The 19768-nt window shown below is 41.7% G+C and carries 20 protein-coding genes; 5 read left to right on the forward strand and 15 right to left on the reverse strand.

Going from position 1 to position 19768, the window contains the following annotated elements; genetic code table 11:
• Positions 1 to 50: 50 nt before the first annotated feature.
• Positions 51 to 620: a 3D domain-containing protein gene (locus D3H55_RS25360; protein ID WP_338067923.1), complete on the reverse strand. Its 570-nt coding sequence runs from the start codon at positions 618 to 620 to the stop codon at positions 51 to 53.
• Positions 621 to 883: 263 nt separating this feature from the next.
• Here D3H55_RS25360 and D3H55_RS02370 point away from each other — a divergent pair, with 263 nt between their 5' ends.
• Positions 884 to 1687: a VLRF1 family aeRF1-type release factor gene (locus D3H55_RS02370; protein ID WP_240628458.1), complete on the forward strand. Its 804-nt coding sequence runs from the start codon at positions 884 to 886 to the stop codon at positions 1685 to 1687.
• Positions 1688 to 2020: 333 nt separating this feature from the next.
• On the opposite strand, the gene D3H55_RS02375 is transcribed toward D3H55_RS02370, so the two are convergent.
• From D3H55_RS02375 to D3H55_RS02410, 8 genes are all read right to left on the reverse strand, one after another.
• A complete protein-coding gene (locus tag D3H55_RS02375) occupies positions 2021 to 2821 on the reverse strand; it encodes a 3D domain-containing protein (protein WP_119545300.1) in 801 nt (266 codons plus the stop codon).
• Positions 2822 to 3175: 354 nt separating this feature from the next.
• Positions 3176 to 3919, reverse strand: coding sequence for a type I methionyl aminopeptidase (map, locus tag D3H55_RS02380; RefSeq protein WP_119545301.1), 744 nt, complete (start codon positions 3917 to 3919; stop codon positions 3176 to 3178).
• A gap of 88 nt (positions 3920 to 4007) precedes the next feature.
• Positions 4008 to 5072 carry a DUF2254 domain-containing protein gene (locus D3H55_RS02385; protein WP_119545302.1) on the reverse strand — a complete coding sequence of 355 codons (1065 nt, stop codon included), beginning with the start codon at positions 5070 to 5072 and terminating at the stop codon, positions 4008 to 4010.
• A 12-nt stretch (positions 5073 to 5084) separates the two neighbouring features.
• Positions 5085 to 5264: a hypothetical protein gene (locus tag D3H55_RS02390; protein WP_119545303.1), complete on the reverse strand. Its 180-nt coding sequence runs from the start codon at positions 5262 to 5264 to the stop codon at positions 5085 to 5087.
• 386 nt (positions 5265 to 5650) lie between these two features.
• Positions 5651 to 6319, reverse strand: coding sequence for a type 1 glutamine amidotransferase domain-containing protein (locus tag D3H55_RS02395; RefSeq protein ID WP_240628464.1), 669 nt, complete (start codon positions 6317 to 6319; stop codon positions 5651 to 5653).
• A 141-nt stretch (positions 6320 to 6460) separates the two neighbouring features.
• Positions 6461 to 7561, reverse strand: coding sequence for a M24 family metallopeptidase (locus D3H55_RS02400; RefSeq protein WP_119545304.1), 1101 nt, complete (start codon positions 7559 to 7561; stop codon positions 6461 to 6463).
• Between the two features lie 226 nt (positions 7562 to 7787).
• Positions 7788 to 8054: a hypothetical protein gene (locus D3H55_RS02405; RefSeq protein WP_119545305.1), complete on the reverse strand. Its 267-nt coding sequence runs from the start codon at positions 8052 to 8054 to the stop codon at positions 7788 to 7790.
• A 194-nt stretch (positions 8055 to 8248) separates the two neighbouring features.
• The gene (locus D3H55_RS02410; RefSeq protein ID WP_119545306.1) at positions 8249 to 10399 is read right to left on the reverse strand and encodes a DNA topoisomerase III; all 2151 of its coding nucleotides are present in this window, start codon (positions 10397 to 10399) and stop codon (positions 8249 to 8251) included.
• Between the two features lie 207 nt (positions 10400 to 10606).
• Here D3H55_RS02410 and D3H55_RS02415 point away from each other — a divergent pair, with 207 nt between their 5' ends.
• Positions 10607 to 12349 carry an ABC transporter ATP-binding protein gene (locus D3H55_RS02415; RefSeq protein ID WP_119545307.1) on the forward strand — a complete coding sequence of 581 codons (1743 nt, stop codon included), beginning with the start codon at positions 10607 to 10609 and terminating at the stop codon, positions 12347 to 12349.
• 267 nt (positions 12350 to 12616) lie between these two features.
• Here the strand turns inward: D3H55_RS02415 and D3H55_RS02420 are convergent, their stop codons facing one another.
• The 4 genes from D3H55_RS02420 to D3H55_RS02435 form a co-directional block, all read right to left on the reverse strand.
• Positions 12617 to 13366 (reverse strand): polyphosphate kinase 2 family protein, encoded by a 750-nt coding sequence (locus D3H55_RS02420; RefSeq protein WP_119545308.1) that lies wholly within the window; start codon positions 13364 to 13366, stop codon positions 12617 to 12619.
• Between the two features lie 97 nt (positions 13367 to 13463).
• A complete protein-coding gene (locus tag D3H55_RS02425; protein ID WP_119545309.1) occupies positions 13464 to 13682 on the reverse strand; it encodes a hypothetical protein in 219 nt (72 codons plus the stop codon).
• A 219-nt stretch (positions 13683 to 13901) separates the two neighbouring features.
• Positions 13902 to 14324, reverse strand: coding sequence for a DUF4064 domain-containing protein (locus tag D3H55_RS02430; RefSeq protein ID WP_119545310.1), 423 nt, complete (start codon positions 14322 to 14324; stop codon positions 13902 to 13904).
• Positions 14325 to 14394: 70 nt separating this feature from the next.
• Complete coding sequence (locus D3H55_RS02435; protein WP_119545311.1) at positions 14395 to 14787, reverse strand: thiol-disulfide oxidoreductase DCC family protein; 393 nt, start codon at positions 14785 to 14787, stop codon at positions 14395 to 14397.
• Between the two features lie 358 nt (positions 14788 to 15145).
• Between D3H55_RS02435 and D3H55_RS02440 the strand changes: the two genes are divergently transcribed.
• The 3 genes from D3H55_RS02440 (at position 15146) to D3H55_RS02450 (ending at position 17351) form a co-directional block, all read left to right on the forward strand.
• Positions 15146 to 15340, forward strand: coding sequence for a hypothetical protein (locus tag D3H55_RS02440; RefSeq protein ID WP_119545312.1), 195 nt, complete (start codon positions 15146 to 15148; stop codon positions 15338 to 15340).
• Positions 15341 to 15594: 254 nt separating this feature from the next.
• A complete protein-coding gene (locus tag D3H55_RS02445) occupies positions 15595 to 16410 on the forward strand; it encodes an alpha/beta fold hydrolase (RefSeq protein WP_119545313.1) in 816 nt (271 codons plus the stop codon).
• Positions 16411 to 16691: 281 nt separating this feature from the next.
• A complete protein-coding gene (locus D3H55_RS02450; RefSeq protein WP_119545314.1) occupies positions 16692 to 17351 on the forward strand; it encodes a DUF429 domain-containing protein in 660 nt (219 codons plus the stop codon).
• A 148-nt stretch (positions 17352 to 17499) separates the two neighbouring features.
• Here the strand turns inward: D3H55_RS02450 and D3H55_RS02455 are convergent, their stop codons facing one another.
• Together D3H55_RS02455 and D3H55_RS02460 are read right to left on the reverse strand one after the other, a co-directional pair.
• Entirely contained in the window at positions 17500 to 19158 is a 1659-nt protein-coding gene (locus D3H55_RS02455) for a YndJ family protein (RefSeq protein WP_119545315.1), read from the reverse strand.
• Positions 19151 to 19765 carry a DUF4166 domain-containing protein gene (locus tag D3H55_RS02460; RefSeq protein ID WP_119545316.1) on the reverse strand — a complete coding sequence of 205 codons (615 nt, stop codon included), beginning with the start codon at positions 19763 to 19765 and terminating at the stop codon, positions 19151 to 19153. The genes D3H55_RS02455 and D3H55_RS02460 overlap by 8 nt, the downstream gene beginning before the upstream one ends.
• Between the last annotated feature and the right edge of the window lie 3 nt (positions 19766 to 19768).

Consider the following 19768-nt stretch of genomic DNA (forward strand, 5'->3'; position numbering starts at 1 on the left):
GCTAAAAGGGACTGTCCCTCTTAGCGCTTTAGTGTGTTAAAGTATTATACTTATTCTATAATTTCAACGGTAATATTCCTTGCACCATATTCCAGCGCTTCTTCGCGTGATGGGATAAAAATGTCAATACGATTCCCTTTGATGGCACTTCCTGTATCTTCTGCTGTCGCATATCCGAATCCTTCTACATAAACCTTGGATCCAAGCGGTATAACCTCAGGGTCTACGGCAATAACTTTTTCATCAGGGTTGGCCCTGAGGTCCACACCTGTCTTGGTAATCCCGATGCATCCCTCACAATAAGCTGTATATGCAGTGGCTTTGACTTCGATTTCCTTGGTGACATTGTCTTCCCCCTGAACCTCAGTCTCTTTCGCTTCCACCTGTTTTGGAACAAGTACCTCTTTTCCCTTATGAATGAGTTCCTTCCTTGTTTCTACAGTGAGGACTGCTTCATCCTGTTTGGATGCAAGTTCCCAAAGCATGTCCCCTTCTGCAAGATTGTGGTAATCATCCACATTTGCTTCTATCTTATTTATATTTTCTTCTGCTTGTACAGATAATGAGTGCATTCCCAATAAAATTAACGTAATCATGGCAAGCATTGGTGTTCTTTTCATGGTGAATCCTCCTTTTCGGCTGTTAAACCAACAGAGGAAATAGTAACATAGGCTCATCTCACAGTGGTGACAAAAGAATGATGAAATCATTACATTTCATTACATCATGTAAATTTTCAGGAATATCTTCTCACGTCCTCCAATTCCTTGTGTGATTCCATTATTTCTTCCATCGTTTCCATCGGGCTATTTTTCCATTTAATGTTTACATCCTATTGTTTTCAGATAAATACATAATAAGAATTCACAAGGAGGGCATACAAATGGGATTAGCCAAAACTTTGAAAAAGCTGGAAAACCTTCATTTACAGAAACCTGACAAACTCCTTACCATGTATCTCAATACTGACCGAAGAGACCCCGATCAGCAAGGCGGTAAGTGGAAGATCGCCTTAAAGAACGGTTTAAACAGTTTTGAGGAATACCTTGATTTAAGCAATGAAGAAGAACGGAAGAGACTGGCCAGTATCCGGGACAGGGTGGAAACCTACGTCCTGAGCCAAGAAAGGGACCTTCCAAGAAGCATGGTGGTTTTCGCTTCGGAAGACAGCGGCATCTGGGAAACTTTCGAATTGCAGGTTCCTGTCAAAACAAACTTCTATTGGGAAGAATTTGCCGTACTCGATCAACTGAAAGAGCTTGATGCCAGTCATCCCCTCACCGGTTTGATTTTGCTGCAGCAGAATCAGGTAAAAGTCATACAATCTCACTTTGGCCAAGTAGAGGATACCGAATTGTTCCATTTTGACCTGGATACCGAGGAGTGGCGAAGGCATGCAGGTCCTCAGCCTGCTGATATCAATATCGGCAGCAATGGAGGCAGTGCCAATCAGGACGACCATTTCAGGGAAAGACTGGAGGCTAATCAAAAGCGCTGGTACAAAAGCCTGGGCAGTAAGCTTGACCAGGAGGCGGCAAGCCGGCACTGGAATAAGATCATTTTGGTTGGCGATAAAGGCACAGGGCAGCTTCTTAGCGAGAATATGAGTAAGAGAATAGATGATATAGTACAAAAAAACCTGCTCAATACTAAAGAGGAAAAGGTATTGGAAGAGATATTTGCATAGGACGATGATTTGAAGACAAGGGTGAAGTCCCCCTTTGTCTTTTTTTATGTTATTAAAATCATTTTTAAGAAAAAATGTTTAAAAGCAGACGCCTCTCTTGAGGAGAGAGAGAAAAACCCTGCATAGGTTGGATAAGTAAAAAAGTATAGTGATATATATATGGATGTACAATTTTATCAGCCAAAATATTAAAAATGAAAATACAATCTTAAAGATACTCGATGAATCATTGAGGAAGAGTATAAGTTATGAAGTTTCCAACTGAAAAGAAAATGAAGGAAAAATGCCAAAAATAAAGAAGCAAGGGCCGAAACCCCTGCTTCATTAAAACTATTAATCTAGAATTGTAACTTTTACAGAACGTACTCCCCAATCAACAGCGTCTTGTCTATCTGGGATGAATACATCAATCTTTTTCCCTTTGATCGCACCGCCAGTGTCCTGGGCAGTGGCATATCCGTAACCTTCCACATATACTTCTGTCCCAAGCGGTATGACACTAGGATCAACGGCAATGACTTTGGCATCAGGGTTTGCATTAAGATCGACGCCTGTTTTCGTTACGCCTGAACAACCCTCGCAATTTGCCGTGTAAGCAGTGGCTTTGACTGTAACTGCATTTGCAGCTTCTTGTGTAGGCTGCGTATTAACCGGAGTCTCGGCAGGCTGGGCTGCCGGCTCCTCTGCTGCTTGTGGCTGCTGTGTTTCTTGCGGTTCTTGTGCAGCTGGAGCTTGTTGTGTCTTCTCCTGTTGATTTACTTTGACTGCCAGTCCACGGTTGTCCAAGTCAACGGTAAGATTTTGCCCTGGATAAATTATATCTGAAGTCAATGAATTCGTATTCTTAAGTTCATTCACTGAAACACCATAGTATTTTGCAATTCCCCATAAAGTATCTCCTGACTCTACTGTATAATTTTCAGTAGAGGATACTCTTAGTTGCTGGTTAGGGAAAATTAAATCAGAGTTTAAGTTATTCCATCTAAGGAGATCTTCAACTGTCGTTCCATATTCCTTGGATAATCCCCAAAGTGTATCGCCCTTCTTTACTTCTACGTTTTCTGCAGAGGCACTCACGCCCATTGTTAGAGTTAAACTTGCTGCCGTTGCAAGAGTGATAACTGTTTTCTTCATTCTAGTAATCCTCTCCTTTGTTAGTAAGTGGTACGATATCTTTACTCACAATCTTCATGCTAACATAGGAGTACTACAATGCTATTACGAGAGTATAAAAGGGGGAATACAGTTGTATTTCAACGTTGTAATGGGATATTGTTCCTTAGGATGAAATGGTTGGAAGAATGATATAGTGGTATAAACGATGATATTTGATATGGGGATAATAGAAGGTAAATAAATGTTTTGCTATCTCTAATATTACTTGTTTTCCCCTTTTCTTTCAATAGTAACATGAGAAATTTCTACAAATATCAACATAAAAAGAGCCTCCCGTGAAGAAGACTCACAGGTGGCTCATTTTTAACTGCTTTAAAGTGTAAGGATAATCGGTTCGCCTTTTGTCACGACAATCGTATGTTCAATCTGGGCAACATAACTTTTATCTTCAGTGACAAATGTCCACCCATCGGATTCTTGGACAATCTCTTCCGCATTGGTGGAAACGAATGGTTCAAAAGCGATGACCATTCCATCTGCCAGCAAGCCATTATCCCATGGATCAAAATAATTCATGATATGGGCCGGGTCTTCGTGAAGGGATTTCCCTACACCATGGCCAGTCAGGTTCTTTATGACTGTATACCCGTTTTTTCGTGCCTCATTGTGCACAGCCTTCCCGATTCCGTTTAATTTTGATCCTGCTTTGATTTTTCTCAGTCCTGCATCAAATGATTTCTTGACCGCTTCACAAAGATCCTGAAGTTTTTCATTCTCTTTTCCCACTACAAAAGAGATGCCTGTATCGGCATAAAAACCATCCTTTGAACCGGATACATCAATATTGACCAGATCTCCTTCCTGAATGACCCTGTCCCCAGGTATGCCATGGGCTACCTCTTCATTAACGCTGATGCAGGTGAAGCCCGGGAAATCATACTCTTGTTTAGGAGCTGAAACTGCTCCGAACTTGTCAAATAATTTTGCACCCAGTTCATCCAGCTCTTTAGTGGTCATACCGGGTTTGGCCGCATCTTTCATCTCATCCCTGATAGATGCAACAATGCTTCCAATGGTTTTCATTGCTTGTAATTCCTGATCGTTTTGAATAATCATAAAATCTTCCTTTTTTTAAATAGTGTCTTATTATATTATACAGATTTATATTTCAATGAGAAGGAAATTGCCTTTTCCCTCAATGATATTAGTGCTTTACAGCTTGAAGGCATTCCACTTTCTCATTCAGGAATCTTAGATCCCACTCTTGGAGGTTTTCTCGGTCAATATTTTGAAGGATATACTTATGAAAACTATAGACTATTTTCTTTCTGTTTTCCGGCATTTCCTTTTGAATGATAATCATTGCATCCAGCAGTGCCAGGATGACAGACATATCCTGTTGGGCATAATGTACAATTTGATAAAAAGATTTGTAAAGCATCCTTTCAAAGGCAAAGAATGGGATTGTAACCCGGGGATTCCCTTTTTGATCCGTCATTATCAGATGGCCGTCATTCAAAGCGGCTGTTTCTCCCAGCAGCACCCCTAAATAATGGATGCAGTCCCTTGCAGTATTCGGATCATTGATGGATGGGGAAACAGCCCTTACTGCTATTTCAGAAATTCTCCGTATAGAAAACTCTAAATCAAAATTTGCCATCCGTTCGCTTCCCAGTGACAAATATTCTGTTAAACTTTCTTCACATTCCTCTAAGCTATGTATAGTGAAGAGTGTCTGCCCCTCCCTGATGAACTTTCCTACCCTGAGGTTTAATTCAATATAAAGATCGTGCTGTGCTGTATATTCCAATAATCCGTTGAAATCCACGAATTGCAGGAAGCCGCTCTGCTTACTGCTGATTTCTTTTCTATATTGATAAGTGCCTGGATCCTTTTTTTCAACCTGTACTGCATTATTCTGCTGCAGCTCCTTATAGAAATCCAAGACTTTCTTTGTATCACTTTCAAGTTTACCGATTAAACTGCTTACTTGAATGGAGGCAGCGACATGATGGATGAAGTATGCAAAGACAGCAAGACACAAAATCGCATATGCTACACCAAAAAATGCAGAAATAACATACTCTTGTCGAAGTGATTCCCACATGAACAACAATGCCGTGATTGAATAAATAAAGCCCCCCATGAAAATCCCTAGTGCACGAACCGTTGTTTTATCATTAACGAAGTGCTTAAGCGCCCTTGGTGAAAATTGTGAAGAATATGTCGTCAAAACCACCATGACCGTCGAAAATGTAAAAGTTGTCATAGTCAGGAGCGATCACGCAATTGTGCTCAAAACAGTTTGTGCCAGACCGATTTTGGTCTTCATTAATCCTGGAAGAAACTCCTTGATCGAATCAGCAAAGTGATAATCAATCATAATGGTGGCAACAGCCAGAATCAATGAGGCCAAACTTAGTATTGATGGAACAAGCCATATCCGATTTTTTAAATTCACAATTAAACTTTCCAGAAATTACACCCCTTTCCTACTGTGATTCTTATTATGGCTTTATTCAGGATTTTTTACATCTCGCAGCTGATTAACCGCTTTAAAAGTTTCGCCATTCAATTGAATGAGATGGTTCAACATAAGAAATCAACCTCTTCCTATATGAAAAAAGTCATTTTCAAGCTTCCTAAAGCTCTCTCTTTACCTTAGAAGGTCCCTATTAATTGCTGCTTCTTGCAACACCCCAAACCTGGATAATTTTCTATATGATACTATTGTTCAACCTTTAAGTACCGATGAAACTCTAATGAATCAGGTCATCATGACAAATTGCAATAAAGACAATTAAATAACCGAAAGCCGGCCATTTAAACCGGCTTTCGGTCAGTGAATCATCCAAGCTGTTCCACGAATGCCTTTGCAGTGCTCAGGCTGGATTGTGGATTCTGGCCTGTTACGAAACCTGTATCTGTTACTGTGTAATCCGAAAACGGGCTTCCTTTTTGGAAATCAGCCCCATTTTCCCTCAGTTTTGATTCGAGCAGGAACGGAACTACGGAGTCCAATTCCATCTGCTGTTCTTCTTCGTTGGTGAAACCAGTGATCCTTTTCCCATCGACAAGGTACTTGCCTGACGACAGCTTCACATCAACAAACCCTGCCGGCCCGTGGCAGACAGCGCCGATAAGCTTGTCATTTTCAGCAAAATGAGCCAGTGCAGACTGTAAAGCAGCGTTTCCTGGCAAGTCAAACATCGTGCCGTGTCCTCCTGGGAGAAAGATGGCATTATAGTCGTTTACATTGACTTGTGAAAGAACGAGCGTGCTTTCAAGTTCACGGATAGCCCCTTCCCATTCATCAGGAGGCATCTCTCCTTCCGTTGTACTTCGAGGGTCCACAGGCACTCTGCCGCCTTTTATACTGGCAACACTTACACCGTAACCCCTCCCTGTGAATTCAACGTATGGCTCTGCGAATTCGGACAGCCATAATCCTGTATCATGTTCTTTATCCATTTGATCAGTATTTGTCAAGACCATTAAAATTTTCTTCACTGCTATCCATTCCTCCTTTTTCCTGTTAACCTCTATTTATCCTGAGGCGTACCTGTTTAAACTAACTTCGAGTTGAGAATAGAGTGACAGAACCGCTTCTTACGAAAAAACCTCCAGTGCCGGCATTTGCGGACTGGAGGTTTGAACTTATTCGATAATTTGCAGTTCCTTTGGAAATTTTGTCAGGGTTTCATAACCTTCCTCTGTAACGAGTACATCATCTTCTATCCGGACACCGCCGACATCAGGTAAATAAATTCCCGGCTCAATGGTATAAACCATTCCTGCTTTCAAAATCCCGTCGTTCAGATGGCTCATTGAAGGGAATTCATGTACATTTATTCCCATCCCATGGCCGATTCGGTGAGGGAAAAAGTCTCCATATCCCGCATCGGTTATGATTTTTCTCGCAGTGCTGTCAAGGTCACCGATCCTGCTGCCTGGCCTGCTTGCTTCAAGTGAAGCTTTTTCTGCTTTCAACACTGTTTCATAAATTTCTTTCTGTTGATCTGAAACTGATTTAAAGGCAACCATCCTCGTGATGTCCGAGCAATAACCATCTAGGACCACACCAAGGTCGAAAAGGACGAAATCCCCCGGCTGGAGTTTTCTGTTTCCAGGATTGCCATGTGGTTCACCGGATTTTTCACCGAATAGGACCATAGTGGAAAAGGACATCTCCCTGATCCCCTTTTTCTTCAATTCATATTCGATTTTCGCTAACACTTCCATTTCTGTGACGCCTTCTGTCAGGGCATCAACACCTGTCTGTACTCCAAAGTCTGCCATTTCTGCCGCTCGCCGGAGAATTTCGATTTCCTGATCATCCTTGACTACTCGGAGCTCATTCAGCTTTTCTTCAGCATCGATCACTTCCGTGTCAGTGAAAAGGGATAAGAATTCTTCACTGCGTGAATAGGAAAGAACCTCTTTTTCCAGTGCAACTTTCCCTGCACCTGCTGTATTTCTCTTCTTGACTGCTTCTCTGATTAAATCCCATGGGTTTTCATGGTCCGAGTAACCAATGATTTCATGGGTCCACCCTGCACTTTTCAGCTGCCCTTCTTCCATAGCCGGAAGTACAAATAACGGATCTGCACCATTAAATAAGAAAAGTCCCATCAGACGTTCGTGCGGATCTGTCAGGAAGCTTGATAAATAGAAAACATTTTCTTTCGAGTTGATAAAAACCGCTTCAATATTCTGGTCGTCCAACCATGATTGAAGCTTTTCAATACGACTGGTCATTCTGCTACACTCCAATTCATCCATATGTATTTCTTATGATTATATGAAATTCATCATGACAACACATTAACACAGTTTCCGTTCAAAGTTAATCAAAAGGAGGACTTTAGCGCTTTAAAGCAGCCGGGGACTGTCCCCGGCTGCTTTAAAGCGCTAAAGTATATGCACAAAATAAAAACACCTTCCTCTGCATTCTCTTTAAGAAGGTGTTTCGTCTACTCATATATTAGACTTCCGCTGTTCCAATGAAGTCTTTCAAAAGTTCTTCAGCCTGAATGCGTGCCTGAACATTATCCGTGCTGATAGGTGTGAATTCCAATTGTCCTGCACGTTCAGAAACTTCAATCATGATATCATTCGATACATGGAAAGGAAAAAGAGCCCTCGGCAGATGCTGAATTTCATTCTGCTCTTCCATTTGATCACATTCGTATAATGATAGTGTAATAATTTCATCAGACATATTTTCAATTTTATATAGACCGATATCCATTACAGTTCACTCCTCTATGAATAGTTAAGATGTGTTGTTAATCTAAAGTTACCCTTTATCTCGAGGTTAAAACCGTATTTAAGAATAATTTTTTCAGTCCATCTGCAATTGATCTATGCTTTCTCAAGGAATCCGGGGGCTCATACCTTGCTCCACTAATATTTCCGTCTCTCAATCTATTAAATGAGATCATGTCAATTTTGAAATTCGAACTCCAGTTTTTTTGCCTCGCTGTTCCATTTAAGGGCTGCATCAAAAGTGCGTTCTCCTTTTTTGAACCCCTTAATAACATCCGTCCTTCCTTCACTGATCAACTTTTTCGCATTCGTTTGGGATATCTTCTTCTTCATGATCATCTTGGAAAGAGTAAAACTGCATTTTGTTTTTTTATAAGCACTGCATCCATAGAATTCCCCTTTATCAATCACCTTTGCTTTGCAGAATGGACATGCTCCGACCGATTTGCCGAGTGATGAGCGTGAGCTTGTCCTCTGGATGGTCTCCGTATCGATTCCATCGAAGGTCCATTCACCCGAAGCTTCGACAGCATCTTCAATGATCTTTCCACTCAGCTTTTTCACCTGCTCCATAAACTGGGGAGCCGAAGCTTTTCCTTGTCCGATTTCACGCAGCCTCTGTTCCCATTTGGCTGTCATTTCTGGTGATGCAAGAATTTTTTCACCGATTGCTTCTATTAATACTTTGCCCTTGTCGGTAGCAAAAACCGCATTTCGTTTTACATCAATATACTTTCTGTCTTTCAACCCGGCTATGATACTCGCCCTTGTTGCCTCTGTACCCAATCCTTCGGTGCTCGAGAGGACTTTTTCCAGTTCTTCATTGTCTAAATGCCTGCCTGCCGTTTTCATCAAAGTGATAAGCTGACCCTCTGTATATCTTTTAGGGGGCTGTGTCTTTCCCTCTTTCACTTTGACGCTCTTCACCTTTCCTGTCTCTCCTGCCAGGACGTGCGGGAGAAGCTGTTCATCCTCTGATTCGTTTTGGAAAATGACTTTTCTCCATCCTTCCTGGATTTGCACTTTACCTTTGGAAACAAATTCTGCACGGCCATCCACCAGTGTGACCAGAGTGGTATAATCGAAAATCGACTTATCATAATGAGCTGCAATAAGCCTGCGGACCACCAGGTCATAAATTTTCTGTTCATCTGCCTGGAGTTTCTCAGGATCTTTGACTTGTTCGGTCGGAATGATGGCATAGTGATCGGTTACCTTCTGTTCATTCACATACCTCTTATTGTTCATCAACGACTTTACAGGCTGTGGAAAAAGGTCTTGATAGGAAGAAAGACTGATTAATTTGGCCATGATTTCCGGAAACGTTTCTGCTTCTCCTTTAGTGACATAGTTTGAATCTGACCGGGGATAAGAGACAATCCCTTTTTGGTAAAGCTTTTGCAGAGTATCCAGCGTCTTTTGAGGTGAAAATTTATAAAGCTTGTTGGCTGTCGCCTGAAGTGAAGAAAGATTGAACAGCAACGGCGGCTGATATTCTTTTCTTTCAGTAAAGATATCCTTCACCTCTGCTGGTTTCCCTTTACAAAACTCAGAAATTTTAACTGCCGTTTCTTTATCTTGCAGCCTTGATTGTTTATCCTTTTCCCATTTTCCCTGGTAGACCTTTCCCTCGATATCAAAATCGGCAGTTACCTCCCAGAACGGCTCGCTGACAAAGCTCTCAATCTCTTTCTCTCTCTTGACAATCAGTGCCAAAGTCGGTGTTTGGACACGCCCTGCAGAAAAAACATCCGACATGCCTTTTTGTTTTAAAAGGATACTGTATATCCTCGAAGCATTCATTCCGATGATCCAGTCCGCACATGCCCTTGAATACGCTTCAAAAAACACGCTTCTGGTATCACTTTCGTCCAATAGCTTGCTGAACCCCTCTGTAATGGCCTTCGGTGTGAGGGAAGATATCCAAAGTCTCTTCATCGGCTTTTTGATTCCCGCCATGTTTACGATATTACGTACTATCAGTTCTCCTTCACGGCCAGCATCACCAGCATGAATGATTTCTGTGACATTCGGTTTTTTCAACAGCGCCTTGACTGCATTGAACTGCTTGAATTTTGAGCGGGTTACTTCATATTTGAATTTTTCCGGAATCATCGGCAAAGTATCTATGCTCCACTTTTTCCATTGACTATTATATTTTTCAGGAGGCTGCAGCTGCAGGAGATGTCCGATGGCCCACGTAATATAGGCACCTTGAGGAAACAGCTGATTCGGCAGCACTTCAATAAACCCCTGTCCCTTCTTATGGGGAAAAGGCTTCGCAAGTGCAGCTCCCTGATCAGGCTTTTCAGCGATTATTACTTTCATTTCCGGCTCCTTTTTTATAAAAATTTTTTAATACCCGTCACTTATATGGCAAATATTCTTCATTGTAGCATAATTCCCGCCAACTTTGAGATGCGGCAATTCCCAAGCGGGAAATCGATTTGAAAATCTGGTACAGTTAAAAAGGAAACACTTCGCAGGACTTTAGGCATAAATAGAACATGTACAGTTTAGAAATGAGGAATTTATATGTCCACAGGACCCACACCTTCAAGTTGGAATCGATTCATTCGCTTAATGAAGATCGGCCGGCCGTCTAAATGGATTTTCATTTCGGCATTGGTATTAAGTTTGTTCGAGACGGCGGCTTCACTTATCGTGCCTCTTTTCACCAAGTCATTGGTGGATCAAATCTCAGGCGCAGGCATTGAAATGAGCTTGATTTTTCTTCTCCTTGCTGCCTTTATCGTGCAGGCAGTAACTGGAGGATTCTCCTATTATCTCATGACTTATATAGGAGAAACATTCGTTGCGAAAATCAGGAAAGCTTTATGGAACCATGTACTCGAACTGCCCGTCCCGTTCTTCGATTCCCATCAGTCGGGTGAGACAATGAGCAGGATCACCCAGGACACAAATACAGTCAAAACATTGATTACCAATCACCTTGTCACGTTTGTTTCCGGCATCGTAACCATCCTCGGATCGATCATCATCCTTTTAACAATCGACTGGAGCATGACCGTCATTATGTTTGTCGCGGTTCCCGTTTCACTCATCATTCTCATGCCGCTTGGCAGGAAGATGCATGCCATTTCCAGGCAGACACAGGATGAGATGGCTGATTTCAGCGGAAATCTGGGCAGGGTGCTTTCAGAAATAAGGCTTGTAAAGTCTTATAACGGCCAGCCGGTTGAAAGGGAAAGCGGCAGGAAAGGCATACAAAACCTGTTTCAATTCGGTTTGAAGGAAGCAAAGATCCAGGCAGTCGTATCCCCCTTTATGACGACCATTATGATGGTGGTCCTGGTAGTGATCATTGGATACGGCGGTGCGAGGGTATCAGCTGGTGCCCTCTCGGCCGGTTCCCTGGTCGCCATCATCATCTACATGTTCCAAATCATAGTTCCCTTCACCCAAATGGCCACTTTTTTTACAGCTTTTCAAAAAGCGTCAGGTGCAACTGAACGGATACAGGAGCTGTTGGACGAGGATGCTGAAGAAAGCGAAGATGGTTTGAAAAAATTCTTCTCGGAAGAAAAGCTGATTTTTGAAGATGTGTCTTTCGGCTATACCGATAACAGACAGATTCTTGACTCGTTATCTTTTGAAATATCAAAAGGCCGGACCGGTGCATTTGTAGGTCCGAGCGGCGGCGGGAAAACCACGATCTTTTCATTAATCGAGCGGTTTTACCCTTTGTCCAGCGGTGATATCAAATTGGGAAATACATCGATAAAGAACATTCCCTTACAGGAATGGAGGGGGGCAATCGGATATGTCTCCCAGGAAAGTCCGATCATGTCAGGGACGATCTTTGAAAACATCTGCTATGGATTGCAAAGGGAAGTAAAAGATGAAGAAGTGTTTGATGCGGCAAGACAAGCGAATGCTTATGAGTTCATAATGAATCTGACTGATGGGTTTCAAACTCAGGTGGGTGAACGGGGAGTGAAGCTGTCAGGCGGGCAGCGGCAGCGAATCGCGATTGCCAGGGCATTGCTGCGTGATCCAAAGATACTTTTGCTGGATGAAGCTACATCAAACCTTGACAGCGAGTCTGAACTGCTTGTCCAGATTGCCTTGAAAAATCTGATGAAGGGAAGAACTACCCTTATTATAGCGCATCGGCTATCAACGGTGGTAGAAGCAGATACAATTTTTGTCATAGAAAGCGGAACTATTTCCGGAAGCGGCACACACCAGGAACTTCTGCAGACGAATGAGCTATACAGCAAGCTGGTGCAGCAGCAGCTCGCAGCTGAGAAGTAGCTTTGTTAAGAATGCACCACCGGCCATTACCGGATCAGAACAGGAAAGAATTTCTGTAGTTTCTGCCTGCAGCTGTTTCTCCCTGGTTCTGTCTTACGCCTGCCCTGAACTGCTTTAATGGGCAGGCATTTTTCTGTCTATGACCACATTATTTTGTAAGGTCGAGCACCTTGATTTTTTCCGAAAGAAGAAATAAGTGAGATAACAGCCATTATAAAACAAGCTGCTAAAAAAGGATTTTCCGCCTATCCGGAAAATCCACTGAGTCTAGCCTTTTCGTTTAATATAACGAGATAAATCCACATTATGATCTTCAAGCTTTCTCGTAAGGGTTTGAATGATTATCTCCATGGTTTTCACCCTTGCGAATTTTTTATCTTCACCTTCAATGATATGCCATGGTGCATTTTCTTTGCTTGTATTAAAAATCATGTCCTCCACTGCTTCCTTATACTGATCCCATTTCTCCCTGTTTCGCCAGTCTTCTTCCGTCAGTTTCCAGGATTTCATCGGATCATTCTGCCTGTCGCGGAACCTTTCCAACTGTTCCTCTTTTGAAATATGAAACCAAAACTTGAGAACGATATAATCTTCATTTGAAAGGATTTCTTCAAAATGATTGATTTCTCCGTAGGCCCTTCGCCATGCAGATTCTTCTGTAAATCCTTCCACCCTTTCCACCAGGACCCTGCCATACCAGGAACGGTCGAAAATACCGATCTTCCCGTACTTCGGCATTCGATTCCAGAATCGCTGGAGGTAATGATATTGTTTTTGTTCGATCGTAGGGGCTGCTGTTGCATGCACTTCATACCCTCTCGGATCCATGTTCTGTGTTGTCCTTTTAATCGCTCCTCCCTTTCCGGCAGCATCCCATCCTTCAAATACCAAAATGCAGCCGATTTTTTCATCAAGCAGTGCCCTTTGCAATCCCAGGAGCTGAAGCTGCATTTTCTTAAGCCTTTGTTTATATTCTTTATTATCGATTTTTTTGGTTAAATCAACCGAATCCAACATATGAAGACCTCCTTGAAACCATCTATGTATTTTTTATCCCGAATAATCCTGCTTCAAACTAAAACGGCCCTGATTTCCATCAGGACCGTCATTCAGATTAAAACCAGGACCAGCCCCGGTGCTTATCATCTCTTCGATTTTCTGCACCGCCGACATTATCCCTCTTGTGCTTTCTCCTTCTATCTTCGGCACCTGCTACGTCATTATTATGATCATGGCGGTGCCTTTTCCCATCATTTTCATTCATTATGATGACTTCATTTGCACGAATCAACACTTTATCTGCATTAATGACACGTCTTCTTTCCTCAGACAAACCATTCCCCTCCTTTTGCTCAATCATTCTTCAGGGACAACCTTGATAGAATGATTGGTTTACTATTAAGATATGTCCGGGGAGAGGAATGGAATGGACATCTATCTCATTTTTAAAAATAAAAGGGCTCTTTCTATGAAGCATGAAGTATTTATGGTTTTGTAACAAAAAAAGAGCTGTGACCGTTTGAGTCACAACCCTTTGATTTCCTTCTGATTCTTATCCCATCGTTACTGGTTCTTTTGATTTTCTTACAAATGCCATGATTCCTGCAATCAAGAAGAGAATTCCTGGAAGGAACCCGATGCCGACTGTGCCCAGTCCGACAATCAGTGCTGCAAGGATGAATAAGATTCCTGAGATGATTGGTTTCTTGTTTCCTTTAATGAGTAGAACTGCAATCAATCCCAGGATGGAACTGAGCAAACCAAGGCCGATCAAGAAAGGGCCCATAGAATCCATCATATCCAGGATATAATTTGTGTCTTCTGCTGTAAGAGTAGGATCATTACTGAATTCCTGCTGTATTGAATTTCTGATTTCCTCGCTATTTGCATTTAGAAAGAAGCCCATAATTGCAAATAAAGCACTCAATACAACACCAATGATTCCCATTACAATTTCTCCAGTGCGTTTAACCATGTAAATCTCCTCCTTTTGACTTGTTCATTCATTACTTACGAAACACATTAGAAAAAGATTCAGAAAATCTTCATTCAATGAATCGTTTTTTCATTTCCGGTCCAGGCAGCATGCAGCTTTCTTTCTTACCGAACCACTTGTATCGGTTACGGGCAATATAGTCATACATAACATCCCTTGCAGGCTTGGGGATTAGCAGGCAGGAATAAAAAACCTTCCAAAACCCGTCCAAATTTTTGGATACCCTCAATGCAGCTGTTGATTTCATAAATGCACGCCCTTGCTCAATCAGAATGAAACTATCTGTTTCCGGATCAATCTGATACTCTTCCAATAAAGCTTTTCCTTGTGGGCTTTGCTGTGATGCAAACTGAAAATAGCCTGCCTTGTCCCTTTTGATTACGAACTGGACGATGTTATTGCAGAGATTGCACACACCATCAAACAAAATGATTCCATGCATTGATGCAGCCTCCTTTCCCTCAATATCATATTACCATTTTTGGTAAGAAATATGTTAATAGTTTGGCATAGGTAAATGAATATGCTTAGAGTTATTGATTTGGACGAAATCCTCTCAATTCACCAGCTTTTTTCTCATTCACCACCTTGTATGTACAGCCAGGGCAAAATAGTGAAATTGGCTTTTTGAAAAAAACAATGTACATTATAAACAAGGTTTGTAGAAGACTTTAGACCCCCTCGTTTTTACTGACTTGGCTAGTCCAAGTCAGCTTTTTTTGTTTCAGTCCTGAAATATCTGCCTGCTTCCACATAATATCCGGAAGAATCAGCATCCTAGTGGTTGGAGGTGAACTTTCTTGGACAAATATCAAAAGCCGCAGACACCTGACTTTGACAGCCTGGATGACAGGGTGATTGCCTCTGCTTCCGGAGAACCAAGCATGGTTATCAAAACCAACCTCGATCCGGAAAACATTGAGGAAGATAACCCGTATTTCAATAAATCCGATCAACAAGACCCAAAAAAGTTTAAAGATTACTTCAAGGAATAAACGCTTCACTGCTTCACCACTTCACCGCACTGAGGGACTTTCCCCTGTTACGTTAATGCGTTAAAGGATATGGACGGTCTTTTTTTGATGTTTACCCTTAGCCGATTGATGATATATTAATGTATATAGGTTATAATAGAGTCGCTTCAGTATACTTCTGGGAGCGGCGGTTAAGTTGAGAGGCTGCTAGATTCAAGCCTTCTTCTATTAGAACCTTAACTGTTTTTCATCATTGATTGCGAGGTTGCATGCATATGTTACATTACAAAACCTATATCAAAGACGACTTTTCCCCATGGGTGACATTCGTCCATGGTGCTGGAGGAAGCTCCAGTATATGGTTTAAGCAAATAAAAGATTTCAAAAAAGAGTTTAATATCCTGCTGATTGATTTAAGAGGACATGGAAAAAGTTCAAAAGCCAGATGGAGGAAGGGAGATTCCTTCGTCCATGTTGCAGATGAAGTCATAGATGTCCTGGATCATCTTGGCATCAGCAAATCCCATTTCATCGGGATATCCCTTGGGACGATTGTGGTGCAGACCCTTGCACGAAAGCATTCCGACCGCCTTTCATCGATGATCCTGGCTGGAGCTGTCATTCAATTGAACCTACGAACTAAATTTTTGCTTGCTGTAGGCAATGCATTTAAATTCATTCTTCCATATATGTGGTTGTACAAACTATTCGCCTGGATTATCATGCCGCGCTCGACGCATATCGAATCCAGATACACGTTTGTAAAACAAGCCCGGAAAATGTGCCAGAAAGAATTCATCCGCTGGTTCGGTTTGACCAGGTCCATCAATCCCTACCTGAAAAACCTGCAAATGGATTCAAAGGGAATACCGACACTATTCATAATGGGTGAGGAAGATCACTTGTTCTTGACTCCCGTTAAGGAACTCGTTTCTAAACAACAGGAGCTGGATCTCCATACCATTAAAGACTCAGGCCACGTCTGTAATATTGATCAGCCTGAAAAATTCAATTACATTACACTGAATTATTTAAAAAAATTGAATGTCATTCCTGCATCTTTCTTGCTCCATTTCGCCGTCTTCATGTAAGACGGTTTTTTATATGATTCAAAGCTGCAATATCAATTTCAGAACCCAGGCAATCTTTCTTTCAACAGGAAGATTATGCTCACAAAGCAATTTTATGTTCAATAAGGATATAATCTGTAATCTTTTAAAATAATACAAATTTATTTTAAAAAAGGGCTAATAAAATATGTCGCTCTCTGCCACATTGGCTTTACATCATCACAACTTTGGGTAATGAATACTACCGAGCCCTAAATAAGGTATAAATTCAAGTCCAATGTATAGAGAAAGAAGGTGAATAAATGATTGTCGTTGGGATTGATTTATCAGGTCCATCCAATCCTCAAAACACGGTAGTTTCCATATTTGAAAAAGTCAACGGAGCTTTAAAATTCCGTCAGTTGATAACAGGTGCGACTGATGAAGCCATTGTCTGCAGGATTAAAAAGGAAGCAGAAAACCACTCAGTATTCATTGGTATCGATTCCCCGTTATCCTACCAGGATGGAGGAGGCGACAGGCAGGCAGACAAGAGTTTGCGGTCTTACATCACCAAACTCGGAATGAAACCCGCTTCCATCATGCCTCCCACTATGAACAGAATGGCTTACCTGACCTTAAGGGGAATTGCTTTAACCAGGGCAATCGAATATATCGACACCCAGAAACCCATTAAGATTGTCGAAGTTCATCCAGGAGCTGTCATGGGATCACGGGTCACTCAAGACTTGCTTCCACATCTTCTTCAATACAAGAAAGACAATGACTCGTTAAATGAGATATATCATTTTCTTCAATCGACCGACCTGAATGCATTGCCCGAAGAAGTGAAAGAAACCACGCATGCCATAGATTCATGTGCGGCAGCACTGGGAGCATGGAACTGGGGAGACCCATACCTTGACCCAAACTGGCATTGGAAGGCAGAACCCCCCTTCCATCCCTATGACTATTGCTGTTAATAATTGTAACCCTTAAAAGATGCTGGGACATACCTATTTTATTAGCATTCAAAGTGGATTGCTCATTTCACTTTCGATCTAATTAAATTCAAAAAGCCGAACTATTCCAGAATGCTGAGTTAGCATTTCTAAAAAAAGTTCGGTTTTTTTAGTTACTGAAAAGCTTTTGCCCCTGCCTCTTTTTATCATCCTGCTTGATAGAATATGTGATCTTCAGGAAAGTCATACCCAATAGCCACATCTGATGATAGGCCGTCAAAATATGATTGCTCTCTTCCTTTAAATGAAACCTTTCGGCAAGGGGCAATTTCAAGGTCAGCTTCCAAATCGTCAGGTAGATGCCCTCATCTCCTTGTTTACTTCTCCTTAAACTGCTTGTCAAAATCAAATCATTTCCCTTGTTTTCAGGTTTTAAGATTCCTGTCATAGTTGATAAAGGAAGAGGAAGAGCAATATTCATATAGGCTTCTCCCTTGTAACAATGACGGGAATACAGTGCAAGAAAAACAGGCTCTCCGGCTTCATTGATCCTCCGCCATGCCCTTACCTTCTCCCTGCCATCCACTTCACTATCGACACCGATAATGTCACCAACCATGGCTTCTTCTCTTCCACCTTTCCCCAAGTGTATCTGTCCAGTCTTTTTACTCAGCTTTTCATACACCAATGCCAAAGGGTAAAACCACTTTTCCCACGAAATCACAGCCTTCAACTCAAAGGCATTTGTATTCACATAAAAATCCTGGATAACAGGAGATAATTTGTCCGGATCAAAATGCGAAGACCTGTAATCGCTCATACAATCTGTCAGTCCCTTAAATTCAGTTTCACTCTCCAGTCCGTTATTATGCAGGAAGTCAATGCCGATCGTTCTCCCTCCTCTGATGCTGCTGAAAGGCTTGCCAAAATGACGAAACTTCGTCTGAGGATTTTCTATATTCCAGCCGATCAATCCCAAGAGCGATACACCTAAAGCATTGGCGATTCCGTGCAGGAAGATCATTTCAGTAATTGATAATGTATTATTGCCTGATACTGAACCAAACGAGTAAATGATTGAAAAAACGATGGTGACCAACAGAATTCCAGCAGATAAAGAGATGAGGATTCTCCCAGCCAGTGTCCTCCACTCAGAAGTAAATATCAAATACCCATAGAGAATAATAGAAGCCATATAAATTGAAACAGCCGCAAATTCGAGCACATTCCAATAGGTGATCCCAAGAGCAATGGTCATCGGTGAAACAATAGTAATCAGTAATACCAAATTGTGCAGTTTTTGACGGGTTGCAGATTTCCGCTTAAGAAGTCCAGCAAATAGAGGAATGGAAAAAGCAGAATAATGGAAGTGAATCGCAGTCAGTAAGACAATGATACCCGAAAAGCCCATCACTTCCACTTGCATTCCATATGCGAGCAGCCAAATACTTCCTAAAGATAGATACAGATAAGCAGTATCTATCGCTGTTTCTTCTATAATATTTACACCACGTTCCAGGATCCTTTTTGCTGCCGCTGCTCCCAGCCCCAATGCAAACACACACCAAACAATATATAAAGATGCTATATCCAGCATCATGGCCAGCAAGACAAAAATGGGTGCCAGAAAATAGACTTTATGAATGAAAGATTGAAGTCTTCCCAATTTCCCTCTCCGGTCAGTTCCATCAATAAGCGGGAAGCTGAGAGGAATGAGAACTCCGACAGCAAAAAGAAGAAGACCTTCGACAAGGATTACAGAATCCTTTGGACTGAATATAAGGAAAACAAGAACTGTGACCATACCCGCTGCCAGATTTCTATCCATGATTGTCACTGCTTTCTTTAAAATATCCTCTATAATAAAATAATTGCCCAAACAAAGGATTTACCACACTCACGTCTATTTGGAACTCTAATTGTGTTTCATCAAAAGACTCTCTGATCGCAGCAGACCCGTATAAAAGCCGAGGGAGAGGGATCCTGAATTTCCCTGCCTTCAACCATTGCCTTTTCGAAGAAATCAGCAGGTCTCCATTCTGTGCTGCTTTAAAATCCAGTGATGAAACCAAGAGGGCCGGCTCACCAAAGTAATCAATAACCTCACCATCTTCTAAGAACATGAAGGCATTGAACTTCCTGAGTTTCTTTTTAATAAAAAATGAACGGTTCCACTCCACAATATCCGTTCCTTCCTTGATCCTTACCTGATTTTCAATTGTGAACGGCACATTCCTGCCCCTTTCAGGAAAAAATAGGTTAAAGCGGGATCCCGCGAAAAATAACGGTTTAAGAAAGCGGTTCCCTCCTGAGATTTCATCCATTACACCTTCCCCTTTAAAGGGATGTCCCGTTGAAAATCGGTACCTTTCCTGCAGACGCGGATGCAGTTTGAGAAAATCTGGACCCATTGCCCTTTCATAAATGGATGTCATGGT

The sequence above is a fragment of the Bacillus salacetis genome, assembly GCF_003581585.1.
GTDB lineage: Bacteria > Bacillota > Bacilli > Bacillales > Bacillaceae_B > Rossellomorea > Rossellomorea salacetis.